The organism is Micromonospora sp. WMMD558 (assembly GCF_049315255.1).
GTDB lineage: Bacteria > Actinomycetota > Actinomycetes > Mycobacteriales > Micromonosporaceae > Micromonospora.
Genome location: NZ_CP186061.1, coordinates 586,096 through 604,125, shown reverse-complemented (window position 1 = coordinate 604,125; position 18,030 = coordinate 586,096). Strand labels below are relative to the sequence as shown.

The 18,030-nt window shown below is 71.5% G+C and carries 17 protein-coding genes, 1 tRNA gene and 1 other RNA gene; 13 read left to right on the top strand and 6 right to left on the bottom strand.

All coding sequences use genetic code 11. The features are described 5' to 3' along the window. Positions 1-131: 131 nt before the first annotated feature. Positions 132-3,047 (top strand): preprotein translocase subunit SecA, encoded by a 2,916-nt coding sequence (secA, locus tag ACN26Y_RS02900; protein WP_422734232.1) that lies wholly within the window; start codon positions 132-134, stop codon positions 3,045-3,047. 162 nt (positions 3,048-3,209) lie between these two features. Here secA and ACN26Y_RS02895 read toward each other — a convergent pair whose 3' ends face one another. Both ACN26Y_RS02895 and ACN26Y_RS02890 read right to left on the bottom strand, forming a co-directional pair. Beyond that, positions 3,210-3,794, bottom strand: coding sequence for an Rv3235 family protein (locus ACN26Y_RS02895; RefSeq protein ID WP_422734231.1), 585 nt, complete (start codon positions 3,792-3,794; stop codon positions 3,210-3,212). 103 nt (positions 3,795-3,897) lie between these two features. Then, entirely contained in the window at positions 3,898-4,128 is a 231-nt protein-coding gene (locus tag ACN26Y_RS02890) for a helix-turn-helix domain-containing protein (protein ID WP_366598552.1), read from the bottom strand. 218 nt (positions 4,129-4,346) lie between these two features. On the opposite strand from ACN26Y_RS02890, the gene ACN26Y_RS02885 reads away from it, so the two are divergent. Then, positions 4,347-4,853 carry a DUF6912 family protein gene (locus ACN26Y_RS02885; protein ID WP_366598551.1) on the top strand — a complete coding sequence of 169 codons (507 nt, stop codon included), beginning with the start codon at positions 4,347-4,349 and terminating at the stop codon, positions 4,851-4,853. A 21-nt stretch (positions 4,854-4,874) separates the two neighbouring features. Here the strand turns inward: ACN26Y_RS02885 and ACN26Y_RS02880 are convergent, their stop codons facing one another. Next, a complete protein-coding gene (locus ACN26Y_RS02880) occupies positions 4,875-5,909 on the bottom strand; it encodes a hypothetical protein (RefSeq protein ID WP_422734230.1) in 1,035 nt (344 codons plus the stop codon). A gap of 272 nt (positions 5,910-6,181) precedes the next feature. Between ACN26Y_RS02880 and pruA the strand changes: the two genes are divergently transcribed. The 9 genes from pruA (at position 6,182) to ACN26Y_RS02835 (ending at position 14,239) form a co-directional block, all read left to right on the top strand. After that, a complete protein-coding gene (gene pruA, locus ACN26Y_RS02875) occupies positions 6,182-7,810 on the top strand; it encodes an L-glutamate gamma-semialdehyde dehydrogenase (protein WP_422734229.1) in 1,629 nt (542 codons plus the stop codon). A gap of 200 nt (positions 7,811-8,010) precedes the next feature. Next, positions 8,011-8,526, top strand: coding sequence for a PadR family transcriptional regulator (locus tag ACN26Y_RS02870; protein ID WP_366598549.1), 516 nt, complete (start codon positions 8,011-8,013; stop codon positions 8,524-8,526). A gap of 19 nt (positions 8,527-8,545) precedes the next feature. Beyond that, a complete protein-coding gene (prfB, locus tag ACN26Y_RS02865) occupies positions 8,546-9,667 on the top strand; it encodes a peptide chain release factor 2 (protein ID WP_422734228.1) in 1,122 nt (373 codons plus the stop codon). Positions 9,668-9,785: 118 nt separating this feature from the next. Continuing rightward, positions 9,786-10,466 (top strand): cell division ATP-binding protein FtsE, encoded by a 681-nt coding sequence (gene ftsE, locus ACN26Y_RS02860; protein WP_109802316.1) that lies wholly within the window; start codon positions 9,786-9,788, stop codon positions 10,464-10,466. A gap of 58 nt (positions 10,467-10,524) precedes the next feature. Further along, positions 10,525-11,400: a permease-like cell division protein FtsX gene (gene ftsX / locus ACN26Y_RS02855; RefSeq protein WP_366598547.1), complete on the top strand. Its 876-nt coding sequence runs from the start codon at positions 10,525-10,527 to the stop codon at positions 11,398-11,400. Between the two features lie 183 nt (positions 11,401-11,583). Further along, positions 11,584-12,063, top strand: a complete 480-nt coding sequence (gene smpB, locus ACN26Y_RS02850) for an SsrA-binding protein SmpB (protein ID WP_366598546.1) — start codon at positions 11,584-11,586, stop codon at positions 12,061-12,063. 106 nt (positions 12,064-12,169) lie between these two features. After that, positions 12,170-12,545: a transfer-messenger RNA gene (gene ssrA / locus ACN26Y_RS02845) on the top strand. 138 nt (positions 12,546-12,683) lie between these two features. After that, the gene (locus ACN26Y_RS02840) at positions 12,684-13,193 is read left to right on the top strand and encodes a hypothetical protein (RefSeq protein ID WP_422734227.1); all 510 of its coding nucleotides are present in this window, start codon (positions 12,684-12,686) and stop codon (positions 13,191-13,193) included. Between the two features lie 101 nt (positions 13,194-13,294). Beyond that, positions 13,295-14,239, top strand: coding sequence for a hypothetical protein (locus tag ACN26Y_RS02835; RefSeq protein WP_422734226.1), 945 nt, complete (start codon positions 13,295-13,297; stop codon positions 14,237-14,239). 75 nt (positions 14,240-14,314) lie between these two features. Here ACN26Y_RS02835 and mdlC read toward each other — a convergent pair whose 3' ends face one another. Together mdlC and ACN26Y_RS02825 are read right to left on the bottom strand one after the other, a co-directional pair. Then, positions 14,315-15,910, bottom strand: a complete 1,596-nt coding sequence (mdlC, locus tag ACN26Y_RS02830) for a benzoylformate decarboxylase (RefSeq protein WP_422734225.1) — start codon at positions 15,908-15,910, stop codon at positions 14,315-14,317. 53 nt (positions 15,911-15,963) lie between these two features. Further along, positions 15,964-16,767: an S-methyl-5'-thioadenosine phosphorylase gene (locus ACN26Y_RS02825; protein WP_422734224.1), complete on the bottom strand. Its 804-nt coding sequence runs from the start codon at positions 16,765-16,767 to the stop codon at positions 15,964-15,966. Between the two features lie 171 nt (positions 16,768-16,938). Between ACN26Y_RS02825 and ACN26Y_RS02820 the strand changes: the two genes are divergently transcribed. After that, positions 16,939-17,529 carry a YqgE/AlgH family protein gene (locus ACN26Y_RS02820; protein ID WP_422734223.1) on the top strand — a complete coding sequence of 197 codons (591 nt, stop codon included), beginning with the start codon at positions 16,939-16,941 and terminating at the stop codon, positions 17,527-17,529. 88 nt (positions 17,530-17,617) lie between these two features. Then, positions 17,618-17,690: transfer RNA gene (locus ACN26Y_RS02815), tRNA-Ala, on the top strand. 94 nt (positions 17,691-17,784) lie between these two features. On the opposite strand, the gene ACN26Y_RS02810 is transcribed toward ACN26Y_RS02815, so the two are convergent. Continuing rightward, the gene (locus tag ACN26Y_RS02810; RefSeq protein ID WP_422734222.1) at positions 17,785-17,880 is read right to left on the bottom strand and encodes an integrase; all 96 of its coding nucleotides are present in this window, start codon (positions 17,878-17,880) and stop codon (positions 17,785-17,787) included. Positions 17,881-18,030: the final 150 nt, after the last annotated feature.

The following is an 18,030-nucleotide window of genomic DNA, read 5'->3' as shown; positions in this document are numbered from 1 at the left end:
CGGATATCGCGCCACTCGCGACCCAACCGACCCTTATGTCGGTTTCGCCCGTTCGGACCACCGCCACCAGTGACCATCGCGCCGATGGAGCGCCTACGATGGTTCGAGACCGTCTAGGGGAGCGTTGATCCGTGTCGATTCTGGAAAGGGTCCTCCGCGCTGGCGAGGGCCGCATGCTGCGTCGGCTCAAGGCCATCGCGGCCGCCGTCAACTCGATCGAGGACGACTACGTCAACCTCACGGACGACGAGCTGCGGGGGATGACCGAGCAGTTCAAGGACCGGCTGGCCGACGGCGAGACCCTCGACGACCTGCTGCCCGAGGCGTTCGCGGTCTGCCGGGAGGCGGCCGCCCGCGTCCTCGGCCAGCGCCCGTACGACGTCCAGGTGATGGGTGGCGCCGCGCTGCACTTCGGCAACATCGCCGAGATGAAGACCGGTGAGGGCAAGACCCTGACCTCGGTCATGCCGGTCTACCTCAACGCGCTCTCCGGCAAGGGCGTGCACGTGATCACCGTCAACGACTACCTGGCCCAGCGCGACGCCGCCTGGATGGGCCGGGTACATGAGTTCCTCGGCCTCACCGTCGGCGTGGTGCTGCCCAACCGGCCCGCCGCCGAGCACCGGGCCGCGTACGAGTGCGACATCACGTACGGCACCAACAACGAGTTCGGTTTCGACTACCTGCGCGACAACATGGCCTGGTCGAAGGACGAGCTGGTCCAGCGTGGGCACAACTTCGCGGTCGTCGACGAGGTCGACTCGATCCTCATCGACGAGGCCCGCACCCCGCTGATCATCTCCGGTCCGGCCGAGCACTCCGCCCGGTGGTACGGCGAGTTCGCCGCCGTCGTCGCCCGGCTCCAGCCCGGCAAGGACGGCGAGGGCGACTACGAGGTCGACTACGCCAAGCGGACGATCGCGGTGACCGAGCGCGGCGTCGCCAAGGTCGAGGACCGGCTCGGCATCGACAACCTGTACGAGTCGGTCAACACCCCGCTCGTCGGCTACCTGAACAACGCGATCAAGGCCAAGGAGCTCTACAAGCGCGACAAGGACTACATCGTCTCCGAGGGCGAGGTCCTGATCGTCGACGAGTTCACCGGCCGCATCCTCCACGGGCGCCGCTACAACGAGGGCATGCACCAGGCGATCGAGGCCAAGGAGGGGGTGGAGATCAAGCAGGAGAACCAGACCCTCGCCACGATCACCCTCCAGAACTACTTCCGCCTGTACGAGAAGCTCTCCGGCATGACCGGCACCGCCCAGACCGAGGCGGGTGAGTTCAACAAGGTCTACAAGGTCGGCGTCGTGACCATCCCGACCCACCGGCCGATGGTCCGGGAGGACCGCCCCGACGTCATCTACAAGACCGAGAAGGCCAAGTTCAACGCGGTCGTGGAGGACATCGCCGAGCGGCACCACGCCGGCCAGCCGGTGCTGGTCGGCACGGTCTCGGTGGAGAATTCCGAGATCCTCTCCCAGCTCCTGCGCCGCCGCGGCATCCCGCACTCGGTGCTGAACGCCAAGTTCCACGCCCGCGAGGCGGAGATCGTCGCCCAGGCCGGCCGCAAGGGCGCGGTGACCGTCGCCACCAACATGGCCGGCCGTGGCACCGACATCCTCCTCGGCGGCAACGCCGAGTTCCTCGCCGCGAGCGAACTCCGCCAGCGCGGGCTCGACCCGATCGAGCACGAGGAGGAGTACGCCAAGGCGCTGGAGGAGGTCCTGCCCAAGTGGAAGCAGGCCTGCGAAGCCGAGGCGGAGGAGGTCGCCGGCGCCGGCGGTCTCTACGTGCTGGGCACCGAGCGGCACGAGTCGCGGCGCATCGACAACCAGCTGCGCGGCCGGTCGGGCCGGCAGGGCGACCCGGGTGAGTCCCGCTTCTACCTCTCCCTCCAGGACGAGCTGATGAAGCGGTTCCGCTCCGGGGCGGTCGAGGCCGTCATGGAGCGCTTCAACATCCCCGAGGACGTGCCCATCGAGTCGAAGATGGTCACCCGCCAGATCAAGAGCGCCCAGGCGCAGATCGAGGCCCAGAACGCCGAGATCCGCAAGAACGTCCTCAAGTACGACGAGGTGCTCAACAAGCAGCGCCAGGTGATCTACGCCGAGCGGCTGCGCGTGCTCAACGGCGAGGACCTGTCCGACCAGGTCCGCAACATGATCGACGACGTCGTCGAGGCGTACGTGCGGGGTGCCACGGCCGAGGGGTACGCGGAGGACTGGGACCTGGAGCAGCTCTGGTCCAACCTCAAGCAGCTCTACCCGGTGGGGATCACCATCGAGGAGCTGGAGGAGGAGGCCGGCGGCTCGCGGGCCAGCATCGACGTCGACTTCCTGCTCAGCCGCCTCAAGGAGGACGCGCACGCCGCCTACGACCGGCGCGAGGAGCAGCTCGGCGAGGACGGCACGCGTCAGCTGGAGCGCATGGTCCTGCTCCAGGTGATCGACCGGAAGTGGCGCGAGCACCTCTACGAGATGGACTACCTCCAGGAGGGCATCAGCCTCCGGGCGTACGCCCAGCGCGACCCGGTGGTGGAGTACCAGCGCGAGGGCTTCGACATGTTCGCCACCATGATGGACGGCATCAAGGAGGAGACGGTCGGCTTCCTCTACAACCTGGACGTGCAGGTCCAGGAGCCGGAGCCGGCCGCCGACGAGGTGCAGTTGCTGGAGAAGCCGGTCGAGATCCGGGCCAAGGGCCTGGGCCGCGCGCCGCAGCAGCAGGGTCTCCAGTACTCCGCGCCGACCCTGGACGGCGAGGCGGGCGCCGGTGCCGTGGCTCTGGAGACTCCCGACGAGGCCGCGCCGACGGCGGGCCGGCCCGCTCCGGCCGCTCCGGCGGCCCCCGGGCGGACGGCCCCGACGGCTCCCCAGCGGCCGGCGAGCGGGTTGCGCGGGCCGGTCGTCCCGGCCGGTGCCGCTCGCCGGGCGGCACCGGGGCAGGCGGAGGCCGGCAACGGTCCGTCCCGCAACGCACCGTGCCCGTGCGGCTCCGGCCGCAAGTACAAGCGCTGCCACGGCGCGCCCAACGGCGGCGCCTGACGGTGATTCCGGCGGGCCCGCCCGCCGGTCCGCTTCGATCCGGGCCGCGGTCCCTCCGGGGGCCGCGGCCCGATCCGTCTCCGGGCGCGCGGGCGTCGCTGTGGTTCGGTCGGCCCGGTGCGGGTCGCGCGGGCGGTCGCCGCGGTTCGCGCCGGCCCCCGGTCAGAGGACCTGGAGGGCGGTGCACAGCCAGGTGCCGCGGCGGTGTTCGAGGCGGAACGCCATCGCCCACACCCGGCCCGCCGGCCCGGCCAGCACCGCGGCCGCCTCGACCGCCCCGCCTCGTGGCTCGCACACCCGCAGCCGGCGCAGGTGCACCAACGGGCGGGTGGACCGGCGGCGCGCCGGACCGGAGCGACCGGTCGCCCGGCCCACCTCGGGCAGCAGGTCGGCTGCCCGGGCCGGGTCGAGCAACGGCCGGAGCTGGCCGGGTGGCCGGTAACCGTTGACGACCTCCAGGCAGGTGGCGACGAAGCGGTGGGCGGCCCGGGACGCCTCGGCAGTGGCGGTGACCAGGGCGCCGGGCGGCACCGGACGGCCCGGCCGTCCGGGCGCGGGGCCGGGCCGGCGACGCCGGTCCGGCGGGCGGGCCGTCCCGCGCCGGGCCGCCTCGAACAGGTCGAGCGCGAGTTGACCGTGGACCGGCCAGCCGGCCGGGTCGTCCTCGACACAGGGCGGGTCGAAGGACGGGGCCGGGCGGAGCCGGACGGGAGGTCGGACCGGACCGGGGCGGCGCGAGTCGGCCATCATGATCTCCCGTTGTTCTTACGTTTGCCTTCGTTTGCCTCCGACTGACGTCATTCTCGGGTATGAGAGAGCCCAGGGTCAATGCCTCGCCGCACTCGCCGGCTCACTCCGGGTCGCGGTCGGCGAGCGGGTTGCCGCGCACCCACTCGGCGGTCTCCGCGTACTTCCGCTCGATGTACTCCTCCAGCCGCGCGCGCTCGACGCGCCACTGGCCGCGCCCACCGATCTTGATCGCGGGCAGTTCGCCGCTGCGCACCATGTGGTAGACCTGCGAATCCGACACGTTCAACTCGGTGGCCACGTCGGACAGGAGCAGGAACCTGGGCTCCGCCACGGAGACTCCCTCGGTTGACGGCGTTTGGTTCAGTTTGCCACCACCGCCTGACCCCGCCCAGGGACGGATCCCCGAGCGCTCACGAACTCGCCGGAGGACACTGCGGTGGAGAACTTCCACGTTCGCGGGTGCGAGGTGTATGACGGTCACGGCGTACGGCATGATCGGCGCCCGGGCCGGCACCCGCCGGTGGAGGACCTGAGCAGGGGAGACGAGCGGTGACCGACGAGCTTGTCCGGGTGTACGTGCCGGCGACCGTCCCGATGCTGACCCTGCTGCGCGCCGACGGCCTGCCGGCGGCGTCCGCGCACGCGGTCACCCCGGCGCTGCGGGAGTGGTACGCGGAGGGCGACGAGGAGGAGTTGGAGTACGTCGCCTTCACCCGCGCCGCCCAGGACGCGTTGCAGCTGCTCCGAGCCGATCCGGCCGCGCCCCGCCGCCGCGTCGTCGTGTCGGCGGACGTGCCGGCCGCCCTGGTCGGGCGCGGTGGCGGTGACCTCGGGTCCAGCACGGTGGAGCTGACCCGGGCGGTACCGGTGTCGGCGGTGGCCGCGATCCACGTCGACGGGACGGACGCGGTCGAGGACGTCGCCGCGGCGGCCGAGGTGGTGACCGAGGCGCTCGCCGGCGACCCCGACGCCCAGTTCACGGTCGACGGTGCCGAGGACCACGAGCTGGAGTGGTACGACGCCTCCGAGCTGGACCAGCTCCTCGACGCCGGCTGACGGCCGGGTGCCGGCGTGACCTCAGTCGGCCGGCTCGGTCTCGTCCTCGTCGCGCGGCGCCGGCCCGAGCGTGCGGCCGAAGGCGACCATCGCGGTCAGCGCGCCCACGAAGAGCACCCAGATGGCGTTGTCCACGCGTGAGGTGCCCAGCGAGGTCTGCGCCACGGCGTCCGCCTCGCTCAGCGCGCTCGCCAGGTCGAGCAGCTTCCGGCCGCCGGTGCGGAGGATCACCTCGGCGACGAGCAGCAGCAGGCCGGGGCCGGCGCCGGCGAGCAGGTACGCCGGCCAGCGCAGGGCGGGCGCGGCCGGATCCCGCCGGGCGGTCCGGCGCCGGGCCCAGGTGAGGTAGCCGAAGGCGAGCAGCCCGGCCACCAGGCCGGCGAGCAGGGACTCGGTCCGGGAGACCCACGTGGCCGCGTTGAGCAGTGACTCCTGCGTCTCGCCCGCGCCGAAGAGGTCGAAGAGCGGGTCCCGGGCCCGGCTGAACGCCACCACGAAGATCAGCGTGCCGAGCGCGGCGGCCACGACCGCGCCGACCACCGGCGCGGTGCGGGCACCGGCGACGGCCCCGCCGATGATCGCGGCCGCGGCGGTCGTGCCGGCGATCACGTTGGTGGTGGCGTTGTCGGCGTACGTCAGGTTGACGGCGAACGCGGCGGCCAGCCCGACCAGCAGGCCGGTGGCGACCGCCGCCACGAAGCGGAGGGTGGCCCGCTCCCGGCCCCGCCGGGCGAGCAGGTCCACGCCGAACAGCGCGAAGGCGGCCCCGGCGACCAGCGCGGCCGAGATCACGCCGGGAAGTGCGAAGGCGGAGAGGCTGATCGCGGTGACGCCGGCGGCCGCCGAGTGGATCGCCTCGCGGGTCGACCAGAGCATCGCGGCCAGCCAGCCGAGGGCCAGCAGCGCCAGGGCGGGCGCTCCGGGAGCGGGCGGCGGACCGGGCGAGCCGTCGTCGGGGGCCGTCTCCGGCCGGTCCGGGGTCACGGGTGCCTCGTCGGTGACCGGGCTCGGCTGCTCCGACTCCGCGGCGGAGGAGCCGCCGGGCTGCTTGGTCATCGTCTTCCCTTCGACGGACACCCGGCCTCCAGCGGGGCCGGCGTTCACCGGTCACCCAGGGTACGCGCCCACGGCCGACGGCTCCGAGGGCGCGTCGACCAGCCTGCGGAGGCCGGGCGGTGGTGATGGGGCGGGGCGCCCGCCGTGGGAGAATCGGCCGAGGTCCCGCCGCCGTGACCGGCTCTGCCGTCCGGCGCCCGGCACCCGGTCGTCCGGCCGGTGCCCGCGGGTCCGATTTCGCCACCGCTGTCGAGATCGCACAGGAGCCTGTGATGGACGCCGTGTTCTCCGTACCCGAGCCGCGCAACGAGCCGGTACGCACCTACGAGCCGGGGAGCGCCGACCGGGAGCGGCTCCAGCGGCGGCTGACCGAGCTGGCCGCCGAGCGGATCGACCTGCCGATGACCATCGCCGGTGAGCAGCGCATGGCCAGCGGCAAATCGATCGACGTCGTGCAGCCGCACCGGCACGCGCACGTGCTCGGCGTCACCGCCCACGCCACCCACGACGACGCCCGCGCCGCCGTGAAGGCCGCGAAGGACGCGGCACCGATGTGGCGGGCCCTGCCGTTCGAGGAGCGGGCCGCGATCTTCCTGCGGGCCGCCGAGCTGCTGGCCGGCCCCTGGCGGGACACGCTGAACGCCGCCACGATGCTCGGCCAGTCGAAGACCGTGGTCCAGGCCGAGATCGACTCGGCCTGCGAGTTCATCGACTTCCTCCGGTTCAATGTGCACTTCGCCCGCAAGCTCCTCGCCGAGCAGCCGATGTCGTCCCCCGGCGTGTGGAACCGGTTCGACCACCGGCCCCTCGAAGGCTTCGTCTACGCGATCACCCCGTTCAACTTCACCGCGATCGCCGGCAACCTGCCCTCGGCGCCGGCCCTGCTGGGCAACACCGTGGTCTGGAAGCCGGGCCCCACGCAGCAGTTCGCGGCGCACTTCACCATGCGCCTGTTCGAGGCGGCCGGGCTGCCCCCGGGCGTGATCAACATGGTCACCGGGCGGGGTGAGGAGGTCTCCGACGTCGTGCTCGCCGACCCGGACCTGGCCGGCATCCACTTCACCGGCTCGACCAAGGTGTTCCAGCACCTGTGGCGGACCGTCGGGGAGAACATCGCCCGCTACCGGGGGTACCCGCGGCTGGTCGGTGAGACCGGCGGCAAGGACTTCGTGGTCGCCCACTCCAGCGCCGACGTGGACGCGCTGCACACCGCCCTGATCCGGGGTGCCTACGAGTACCAGGGCCAGAAGTGCTCGGCCGCCTCCCGCGCGTACGTTCCCCGGTCGATCTGGGAGGGTGGCCTGCGCGACCGGCTCGCCGCCACCGCGGAGGGCCTCGCCTACGGCGACGTGACCGACTTCCGCAACTTCGGCGGGGCCGTCATCGACAACAAGGCGTTCTCCCGGCACACCGCGGCGCTGGAGCTGATCTCGGACGACGACACCTGCCGGATCCTCGCCGGCGGCACCGCCGACGACTCCGTCGGGTACTTCGTCCGGCCCACCCTCTTCGAGTGCAGCGACCCGGCCCACGAGACGTTCACCACCGAGTACTTCGGTCCGATCCTCGGCGTGCACGTCTTCGACGACGGTCGCTTCGACGAGGTGGTCGCCCAGGCCGAGTCGATCGCGCCGTACGCCCTGACCGGGTCGATCTTCGCGACCGACCGCCAGGTGGTCGACGCGGTGGCGGAGAAGATGCGGTACGCGGCCGGCAACTTCTACATCAACGACAAGCCGACCGGCGCGGTGGTCGGGCAGCAGCCCTTCGGCGGCGCCCGGGCCAGCGGCACCAACGACAAGGCCGGCTCCTGGCACAACCTCATCCGGTGGATGTCGCCCCGGACCATCAAGGAGACCTTCGTCCCGCCGACCGACCACACCTACCCCCACATGGGATGAGTTGCAAGGAGGGGCCCCTTCTTAACGCCTCGTGTAGAGCAGGGGCCCCTTCTTAACACCCGAGACGGGTGGGACAGCGGATGCCACCGGTGGCGACCCTGCGCACTGTCGCCGGCCGACAGTGCACATAGGAAGTCCCAACGGGTGGCGAAACTGTGAAATCCTGGACGCCACGTCGGCAAAGTGGCAGCGTGAGGGGCATGGCGGATTCCGGAGTCAACCCCACGGCGGCGGCCCTGCTCGGGCTGCTCCATGAGGGCCCCATGACAGGTGGCCAGTTGATGGCCGCCGCCGAGCGCCGGCTGGCGCCGTACTGGTCGATGACCCGCAGCCAGGTCTACCGCGAACTGCCCGTCCTGGCCGAGAAGGGACTGGTCCGGCTGGGCAAGCCGGGGCCGCGGATGAGTCAGCCGTACGCGATCACGGCGTCCGGCAAGCGGACGTTCTCCAAGTGGCTGGCGGAGGACCCGGGCCGGGACACCATCCGCAACCCGATCGCCCTGCGGATCGCCTTCGGCAACCTGCATTCGGCCAGCCAGCTCAAGAGCCTCCAGGCCGCCGCGAACGAGTACCACACCGAAGCCCTGGCGCGGGTCCGGGAGCAGGTCAAGAGCGCGAAGAAGGAAGGCGACCCGTACGACGCCAGCGCGCTGGAGTTCGCCGTCGCCTACCACAAGGCCGCGCTCTCCTGGCTGAAGTCCGCCCCGGTCGGGTGACGCAGTACGCTTGTCTGTCGTGACCGCTGCCGACTACGCCGAACAGCTCAAGGACCTCGACGCCACCCTGCGCAACATCGAGTCGGTGCTCGACATCGACAAGCTGCGGGCGGACAAGGCTCGCCTGGAGGAGGAGGCCTCCGCCCCCGACCTGTGGGACGACCAGGCCAAGGCACAGGAGGTCACCTCCCAGTTGTCGTACGTCAACGGCGAGATCAGCAAGCTCTCCGGCCTCCGCTCCCGCCTCGACGACGCCCAGGTGCTGCTGGAGCTGGCCGAGGCCGAGTCCGACCCGGGTGTCCTCTCCGAGGTCGAGTCGGAGATCACCGGGCTGTCCAAGGCCATCGAGGAGATGGAGGTCCGCACCCTGCTCTCCGGCGAGTACGACTCCCGGGAGGCGCTGGTCGCCATCCGGGCCGGCGCCGGTGGCGTGGACGCGGCGGACTTCGCCGAGATGCTGCTCCGCATGTACCTGCGCTGGGCCGAGCGGCACGGCTACCCGACCGAGGTCTACGAGACCTCGTACGCCGAGGAGGCGGGCCTCAAGTCGGCCACCTTCACGGTCAAGGTGCCGTACGCGTACGGGACGCTCAGCGTGGAGTCGGGTACCCACCGGCTGGTCCGGATCAGCCCGTTCGACAACCAGGGCCGCCGGCAGACCAGCTTCGCCGGCGTCGAGGTGCTGCCGGTGGTGGAGCAGACCGACCACATCGACATCCCCGAGAACGAGATGCGGATCGACGTGTACCGGTCGTCCGGCCCGGGCGGGCAGAGCGTCAACACGACCGACTCGGCGGTCCGGATCACCCACATCCCGACCGGCATCGTGGTCACCTGCCAGAACGAGAAGTCCCAACTTCAGAACAAGGCGTCCGCGCTGCGCGTCCTCCAGGCCCGGCTGCTGGAGCGTAAGCGTCAGGAGGAGCAGGCCAAGCTCCAGGGCCTGAAGACGGACGCCGCCGGCTCCTGGGGTGACCAGATGCGCTCGTACGTCCTGCACCCGTATCAGATGGTGAAGGATCTCCGAACCGAGCAGGAGACCGGCAACCCGTCGTCGGTGTTCGACGGCGAACTGGACGCCTTCATCGAGGCGGGCATCCGCTGGCGCAAGCAGCAGCAGCTCGCCGGCGACAGCGCGTGACCGATCGTGGGCGCAGCGCGTCGTCGATGTCCACGATCCCCAGTTAATCGATGACTCGTCCCGCAACCGTGGGGCGTGGGACTTGGCTCTCCGGTTACACCGCGTAGACTCACCACCCGTGATTCAGCTTGAGCAAGTGACGAAGACGTACCCGAAGGCGTCCCGGCCTTCGCTCGACAACGTGTCCGTCTCGATCGAGAAGGGCGAGTTCGTCTTCTTCATCGGCCCATCCGGCTCCGGCAAGTCCACGATCATCAAGATGCTGCTCCACGAGGTCAGCCCCAACAAGGGTCGGGTCGTCGTGAACGGCAAGGACGTGACGTCGATGCGCTCCTGGAAGCGACCGCACTTCCGGCGCTCGATCGGCTGCGTCTTCCAGGACTTCCGTCTCCTGCCGAACCGCACCGCGTACGAGAACGTGGCGTTCGCCCTCGAGGTGATCGGCAAGACCAAGGCGGTCGCCCGCCGGGTCGTGCCCGAGGTGCTGGAGCTGGTCGGGCTCGGTGGCAAGGAGCACCGGTACCCGCATGAGCTCTCCGGTGGTGAGCAGCAGCGGGTGGCCGTCGCCCGGGCGTTCGTGAACCGTCCGCTGATCCTGCTGGCGGACGAGCCGACGGGGAACCTCGACCCCGACACCTCGATCGAGATCATGCGCCTGTTGGACCGGATCAACCGCACCGGCACGACCGTGGTCATGGTCACCCACGACTCCAACATCGTGAACCAGATGCGCCGCCGGGTCGTCGAGATCGAGAGCGGCCGGATCGTGCGTGACCAGGCCCGCGGCGTCTACGGGTGAGCCGGCGCTCCACCCCGCCTGACGACGAAGACATGCCGGAGACCCGGAGGAATCCCCGATGCGCGTGAAATACGTCCTGTCCGAGGTACTGGTCGGACTGTGGCGCAACGTGACCATGACCATCGCGATGATCATCACGATGGCGGTCTCGCTGACCATGCTCGGTGCCAGCGGTCTTATCTACACCAAGGTCGCCGACATGAAGGAGCTGTACTTCGAGAAGATCGAGGTCTCCATCTTCCTCGACAACGAGGTGACCGATCAGCAGAAGGCGGACATCCAGGCCAAGCTCGACGCCGACCCGCTGGTCCAGGAGGTCACCCTCGTCACCAAGGACGAGGCGTACAAGCGCTTCCAGGAGATGTTCCGCGATTCGCCCGACCTGCTGAGCGCCGTCAAGCCCGACGTGCTGCCCGAGTCGTACCGGCTCAAGCTGGTCGACCCGCAGCAGTACACGGCGGTCAGCGACCAGTACACCAACGTCGAGGGCGTCGACCAGGTCGTCGACCAGAGCCGCGTGCTGGACAAGATCTTCAACCTGTTCACCGCCGGCCAGAACATCGCCCTCTTCGCGGCGATCGCGATGGCCGTCGCCGCACTGCTCCTGGTCGCCAACACGATCCAGGTCGCCGCGTACAGCAAGCGGCGTGAGGTCGCGGTCATGAAGCTCGTCGGTGCCTCGAACTGGTTCATCCAGGCACCGTTCGTCCTGGAGGCCGTGGTCGCCGGTCTGATCGGTTCGGTGCTCGCCCTCGGCGCCCTCATCGGCCTGAAGATCTTCCTCTTCGACGGCGCGCTCAGCGCGCTCCAGGGCCTCTTCGCGCCGGTCAGCTGGGGCGAGGTCTTCCTGACCTTCCCGGCGATGGCTGCCGTCGGCGGCTTGATCAGCGCCGTCACCGCCTGGGTCACCCTCCGCTTCTACCTGCGGGTCTAGTCGCCGTACGGGTGCCGAACGCCGTTCGCGCGGACTTCGAGGTTCGTAAGCTCACTCCTCGTTCGCGCTGGCGAGGGCCCTTCCGTGCCGGAATAAACGGCGCGGAAGGGCTCTTGTTGTTCGGGTAGCATGATCTCCGCTCTCCGGACGGCCGGGAGCGACCAGGAAGGGAGGTGGCGCCGAATGCCACGGGAAAAGGGACGGAAGGTCGTCGCCTCCAACCGCAAGGCCCGGCACGACTACTCGATCCTCGACACGTACGAGGCGGGGATGGCGTTGACCGGCACCGAGGTCAAGTCGCTGCGGGCCGGGCGGGCGTCGCTGGTCGACGCGTTCGCTCAGGAGCGCAACGGCGAGCTGTACCTGCACGGGATGCACATCCCGGAGTACACGCAGGGGACGTGGACCAACCACGAGCCCCGGCGTACCCGCAAGCTGCTGCTCAAGCGGCTGGAGATCGACCGGCTGATCGGCAAGACCCGGGAGAGCGGGCTCACGCTGGTGCCGTTGCAGGTCTACTTCTCGGACGGCTGGGCCAAGGTCGAGATCGGCCTGGCCAAGGGCAAGAAGGCGTACGACAAGCGGCAGGACCTCGCCAAGCGGGACGCGGACCGGGAGATCGCCCGGGTCGCCGGCCGGCGCGGCAAGGGGATGGATGACTGATTTGTCTGCCTTGTCCGGGCCGGCGCGCCGTCCCGGGGGCTCGGGATGAAACCCGTTGCGGCAGGCGTTAGGCTTGACGGTGCCGCCGAAAGGGGCGGCCTGTCGAGGGGGTGACTGGTTTCGACTTCGTACGTTGCGGCAGGGGAAGCGAGCCGAGGAAGCCGACGTCGTCTCGTGAATCGGTCGTCGGAAACCAATAAGCGCCAAGAACAATCGCGCTGACTTCGCTCTCGCCGCCTGAGGCGAGTAGCGAGTCTGTCGGCCTGGGAGCGCCTTCGACCCAGTTAGCCGGCATCAGCTAGAAGGCTGGCCAATCGGACCCGGTCGCGGGGTCCGTGCGGCGAGATCAATCAGCGACTGGGCCCGTCACACCGACTCGCTCGCGTGATCGGAGGGGCCGAGTAGAGGCACAGCGAGCTGCGCTCGGAGAAGCCCTGACAAGGCGGCGAAGGACCCGGGTTCGATTCCCGGCACCTCCACCACCTGACCTGTGCGCCCCGGTCCACCGGACCGGGGCGCACAGTCGTCTCCGGGCCCTTCGCCGGGACGGATGTGACCGCCGGTGCCGGTGGGACGGATGGGGTGACTGTGGCGGGCGCCGGCCCTGGACAGGCCGGCCGGTGAGGTTCACCATCGGCGTACGCGGTCAGCAGCGCTGGGAGGTGCCCATGGTCACCGGTCCGATCCAGCAACCGTCCGTCGCCCCCACGTCGGCCCGGCCCACACCGGCCCGCCGACCCCGGGCCAACCTGCTTCCCGGCCCCCATGCGTTGAGTCGGGCGCTCGACACCGAGCCGTACTGGCGGGAGCGGCTCCTGCGCCGCCTCGGACCGGTGCGACAGGAGTTCGCCGAGCACGTCCGGCTCACCGAGGGCCCCGCCGGCAGGTACGCGGAACTGCTCCACCACGCACCCCGGCTGCAGCACGGCGTAACGCGCCTGGTGCGGGAGCACAGCGTCATCGTCGCCGCCCTCGACGCGCTGCGGCAGGCCGCCGAGCGTCCGGGCGTCGCCGCCGAGGAACTCCGCCGCGCCACCGAGCACCTGGTGTGGGCGCTCGCGCGGCACCGGCAGCGCGGCGCGGACCTGCTCTGGCAGGCGTACCAGACGGATCTCGGCGGCGAGGACTGATCTCCCGGCGGTGCGGGGGCACTCGCGCCGGGCGCACCCGCATCGTCGAGGCGAACAAGTGGTGACGGAACCGGCGCATGCGTTGTCGCGTCCAAGCGGGTATGCGTCGAATGGTCACCCTGCTGAGCCTGTCCCTGCTGGTCGCCGCGGGTTGCGCGCCGGCCGGCTCCGAGCCGGACGTCGCCCTGCCCTCGCGCGACACGTGGCCGGCGTTCGACGAGCGGGCCGCCCAGGTCGCCGAGGCGTGGCGGCCCGACCCGCGGTGGAAGAGCGGGTACGTGCCGCTCCAGGAACCCACCGTGCTGGTCGGGAAACCCGGCTTCAGCCCCGACACCGAAACCGCCTTCCGGGCGGGGTGGTACCGGGACCAGATTCCACTGCCGACCGCCCGGCGCGCCGACGGCACGATCCGGTTCCCGGACGGCACGCTCAGCGTGCCGCTGGTCGCCGCCGCCGAGGCGTACCGGCAGCTCGACCAGGGGGACCCGCCACCCTGCGACGGGCGCCCGAAGGATCCCGGCACGCCGCCCCCGGCGACACCGGGTGGGCCGGACGGCGCGGTGAGCAGCGCCCCGCAGACCGCGTGCGTCCCGCTGACCGTGACCGCGGTGGAGCTGGGCACCGTGCCGGTCCGCACCAGCCGTGGCGAGGCGCAGGTGCCGGCGTGGCTGTTCACCGTCGACGAGTTGACCGCCCGGGTGGCCCGGCTCGCGGTCGCCCCGGCCGCCGTCGGCGCGGTGCCGCAGCCGACCCTCCCGCCGGCGCCCGCCCCGGAGGGGGTGGTCGGCGCCCAGGACCTGCGCGCGGTGGACGGCGCCACGCTGACCGTGCGGCTGGGGCTCGGCGCCTGCGACACCGGTACGACCCCGCTGGTGCTCGAACGTGACGACGTGGTGGTGGTCGGCGGCGGTGTGATCCGGTCCACCGGCGTCTGCACCGACCAACTCGTGCTGGAGCCGGTGACTGTCCGGTTGGCCGCGCCGCTGGGGGAGCGGCCCGTGCTCGACGTGCTCACCGGCGCGCCGCTGCGAATCACCACCGGCTGACGCGGCTGCGGACCGCCCCGAGCCACCACCGCTCACCGGGTGCGCCCGGCTCCGGAACCCCGGGGCCGGAGCGGCTCAGAGCAGCCCGGGTACCTCGGTGCGGATCGGCACCGGCAGCACCGTGGGGCGGTCCGCCCGCAGGCCGGCGGCCAGCGCCTCGCCGAGCTGGTCCGGCGTCTCGACGGTCGCCGTCGCGCAGCCGTAGCCCCGGGCCAGGGCGGCGATGTCGAGGCCGGGCAGGTCGAGGCCGGGTACCCCGGGCGTCTGCTTGAAGTCGGCGAACGCCTTGAGGATCGCGTACTGCTGGTTGACCGGAACCACGACGACGAGCGGCAGGCGCAGCTGCGCGGCGGTCCACAGCGCCTGTATGGAGTAGTGGAACGACCCGTCACCGATCACCGCGACCACCGGCCGGCCCCGGCCGGTGTCCCGCTGCGCCAGGGTGACACCCACCGCCGCCGGGAGACCGTAACCGAGCCCGCCGCTGGCCATGGTGAAGTACGACGCCGGCCGGGTGATCGGCAGCCGGCGGCGCAGGGCGGACAGGTTCGACGGCGATTCCTGCACCAGGATCCCGTCGGCCGGCCAGTGCCCGGCCAACGCGGCGAACAGCGCGTCCGGACTGAGCGGCGTCCCGTCCTCGGGCGGAGCCGGCGCGGGCCGGGGCCGGGGCGGCGGGCGGTCACCCGGCGGGAGCAGGTCCAACAGATCGGCCAGGGTCAGGCCGGCGTCCCCCAGCAGGCTGTCGCCGACCGGGGCCCGGGCGGCCTCGTCCGGGTCGTCGGTGACGTGCAGCAGGCGAACCCCCTCGGGCAGGTGGTCGCCGGGGACGTGCGGGTAGTAGCGGAACACGGGTGCGCCCACGACGAGCACGGTGTCGTGGGTCCGCAGCTTCTCGGCCAGCGGCGCGATCGCGTACGGCAGGACGCCCTGGAAGTGCGGGTGGTCCTCGGGGAAGGTCGCCCGCTCCGGGGCGGGCGCCGTCCACACCGGGGCGCCGAGCCGCTCGGCGAGCGCGACGGCCGCCGGCCAGGCGCCGGCCCGGTCCACCCCGGCCCCGAACACGAGCGCCGGCGTGCGGCTGGCGGCCAGCACCGCGGCGAACTCGCCCAGCCGGTACGGGTCCGGCGCGATGCGGGTGGAAACCGTACGCGGCGGCCGGTACGGGTCGGCGGGCTGACCCCAGTCGTCCAGCGGCAGCGACAGGAACACCGGCCCGGCCGGAGGCTGCACGGCGGTGGCGTACGCCCGCATGAGCGCCGCCGGGACGTCCTGCGCCCGCACCGGCTCGTGGCTCCACTTCACGTACGGCTGGGGCAGCTCGGTGGCGCGGCGGTTCGTCAGCCGGGGCTCGATGAGCAGCATCTCCCGGGTCTGCTGGCCGGCGGTGACGATCAGCGGAGCCCGGTTGTGCCAGGCGGTCACCAGGTTGCCCATGGCGTTGCCGGTCCCCGGCGCGGTGTGCAGGTTGACGTGCGCCGGGCGGCCGGTGACCTGCGCGTACCCGTCGGCCATGCCGACCGCCGACGCCTCTTGCAGAGCGAGGACGTACTGGAAGTCGTCCGGGAAGGCGGCGAGGAACGGCTCCTCGGTCGAACCGGGATTGCCGAACACGGTCGTCATGCCGAGGTCGCGCAGCAGGTCGTAGGTGGTGTCGCGGACCGTGGCCATCGCACCTAACGTATCGGGGCGGGCCGGGTGGGAGGGGTTGTTTCGGTCAGCCGCTACGGCAGTGCGAACGGCAGTTTGATGCCGTCCAGCGCCCGGCCGCAGTCGCAGTCCCGCCCGGCCGGCAGCGCCCGCACCGCCTCCAGCAGCAACCCGCGCAGCCGGTCGGTGTTCTCGCCGAAGACGCGGAACACCTCCTCCTGCGTCACCGAGCCGCCGCCCGCCACCCCCGCGTCGTGGTCGGTGACCAGCGCGATCGACGAGTAGCAGAGGGCCAGTTCCCGGGCCAGCACCGCCTCGGGATGACCGGTCATGTTGACCACCGTCCCGCCGATCGACGCGAACCAGCGTGACTCGGCGCGGGTGGAGAAGCGCGGACCCTCCACCACCACCACCGTCCCGCCGTCCACCGCCGGCACGTCCCGTCGCTGCGCGGCGGCGAGCAGCGTACGGCGGCCGACCGGGCAGTACGGGTCGGCGAAGGAGACGTGCACGGCGCCCCGGTCGTAGTAGGTCTGCACCCGACCGCTGGTGCGGTCGATCAGCTGGTCCGGCACCACGAACGTGCCCGGACCCAGCTCGGGGAGCAGACCGCCGACCGCGCACGGGGCGAGCACCTGGCGGACGCCGAGCGAGCGCAGCGCCCACAGGTTCGCCCGGTAGGGGATCTTGTGCGGCGGGTGCCGGTGGTCCCGGCCGTGCCGGGGCAGGAACGCCACCCGCCGGCCGCCCAGGTCGGCGATGGTGACCGGGTCCGAGGGCGGCCCGAACGGGGTGTCGACCCGGTGCTCGGTGGCGTTGTCGAGCAGGGCGTAGAGGCCCGAGCCGCCGATCACCGCCAGTTCCGCAGTGGCACCCATCGGTCCTCCCTCACGTCTGTCGATCACCCGACGGTCAGACCTTAGCCACCGGCCCGGGTGCAGGCTATGGTGCCAGGCATGGTGTTAGGGCTTGTTGCGGAGGCGCTGACGGCGCGGCTGACACCGGTGCCCCCGACCGCACCGGCGCGGTCGGTCTGACGGGTGTCCGGCATGCAGGGAGAGGGGCAGGCGATCGGCGGGCGGGCGACGGAGTCGATGGCCGGGCGGCTGCTGGTCGCGACACCGACCCTGAAGGATCCGAACTTCGACCGTACGGTCGTGCTGTTGGTCGCCCACGAGCCCGGCGGCGCCCTGGGGGTCGTCCTCAACCGGGCCACCGAGGTGCCGGTGGCGGACGTGCTCGGCGACTGGGGCGAGCTGGCCGGGCACCCGGCGGTGCTCTTCGAGGGCGGCCCGGTGCAGCCGGACTCGGCGATCTGCCTCGCCCGGATGCGCCAGCCGATCAAGCGGGTCAAGGGTTTCCACCAGGTCTCCGGCGCGGTCGGCACCCTCGACCTGTCGGTCGACCCGGACCGGCTGCGGGAGAGCATCGGCGGGATCCGGGTCTTCGCGGGCTACTCCGGCTGGGGTTCCGGTCAGGTGGAGCAGGAGATCGAGGAGGGCTCCTGGTTCGTGCTGGACGCGCTGCCCGGCGACGCCTTCGTCGACCGTCCCGACGACCTGTGGCCGATGGTGCTGCGGCGGCAGGGCGGCATGATGGCGGCGGTGGCCCACTTTCCGCCGGACGTGGCGCTCAACTGACCCCCGCGCGGTCGGACCCCCGCGATGTGACCATGCCGGATGACGTGTGTATAGTTCTCCCGTGCCCGGGCGACCGGCACGACACCACGGGGCCGTGGCGCAGCTGGTAGCGCACCACACTGGCAGTGTGGGGGTCAGGGGTTCGAGTCCCCTCGGCTCCACCCGTGAGAACGCCCTGATGAGGGATCGAATCCCCCATCAGGGCGTTTGTTGGTTCTGGCCTCATCAGATGCTACGTGCCAGAGCCGTGCCAGATCAGGCGCCGATCTTGCCTCGCGCCTCCTCGATCAGGGCGTCCAGGGTGGCAGCGATGGCATGATCCCGGTCACGGGTTGCGTGTTGGTAGATCATGGCGGCGCGCGTGAGGGTACGCGCCTTTGAGGCAACACCCTGAACGTGAGCCCACCGGCGAGGCAACGTCCCTGAAAGGTTCTGCCGGCAGACCTCAATAGGCCCACGAGACGAGCGACATGCACAGACCATAGCGCCGTCTGTGCCTGG

Excerpts from the sequence above, each read along its gene's own strand:
- ACN26Y_RS02895 (WP_422734231.1), bottom strand. The coding sequence starts at position 3,794 with ATGGCCGACTCGCGCCGCCCCGGTCCGGTCCGACCTCCCGTCCGGCTC.
- ACN26Y_RS02880 (WP_422734230.1), bottom strand. The coding sequence starts at position 5,909 with ATGACCAAGCAGCCCGGCGGCTCCTCCGCCGCGGAGTCGGAGCAGCCG.
- pruA (WP_422734229.1), top strand. The coding sequence starts at position 6,182 with ATGGACGCCGTGTTCTCCGTACCCGAGCCGCGCAACGAGCCGGTACGC.
- ACN26Y_RS02870 (WP_366598549.1), top strand. The coding sequence starts at position 8,011 with ATGGCGGATTCCGGAGTCAACCCCACGGCGGCGGCCCTGCTCGGGCTG.
- ftsX (WP_366598547.1), top strand. The coding sequence starts at position 10,525 with ATGCGCGTGAAATACGTCCTGTCCGAGGTACTGGTCGGACTGTGGCGC.
- smpB (WP_366598546.1), top strand. The coding sequence starts at position 11,584 with ATGCCACGGGAAAAGGGACGGAAGGTCGTCGCCTCCAACCGCAAGGCC.
- ACN26Y_RS02835 (WP_422734226.1), top strand. The coding sequence starts at position 13,295 with ATGCGTCGAATGGTCACCCTGCTGAGCCTGTCCCTGCTGGTCGCCGCG.
- mdlC (WP_422734225.1), bottom strand. The coding sequence starts at position 15,910 with ATGGCCACGGTCCGCGACACCACCTACGACCTGCTGCGCGACCTCGGC.
- ACN26Y_RS02825 (WP_422734224.1), bottom strand. The coding sequence starts at position 16,767 with ATGGGTGCCACTGCGGAACTGGCGGTGATCGGCGGCTCGGGCCTCTAC.
- ACN26Y_RS02820 (WP_422734223.1), top strand. The coding sequence starts at position 16,939 with ATGCAGGGAGAGGGGCAGGCGATCGGCGGGCGGGCGACGGAGTCGATG.
- ACN26Y_RS02810 (WP_422734222.1), bottom strand. The coding sequence starts at position 17,880 with ATGATCTACCAACACGCAACCCGTGACCGGGATCATGCCATCGCTGCC.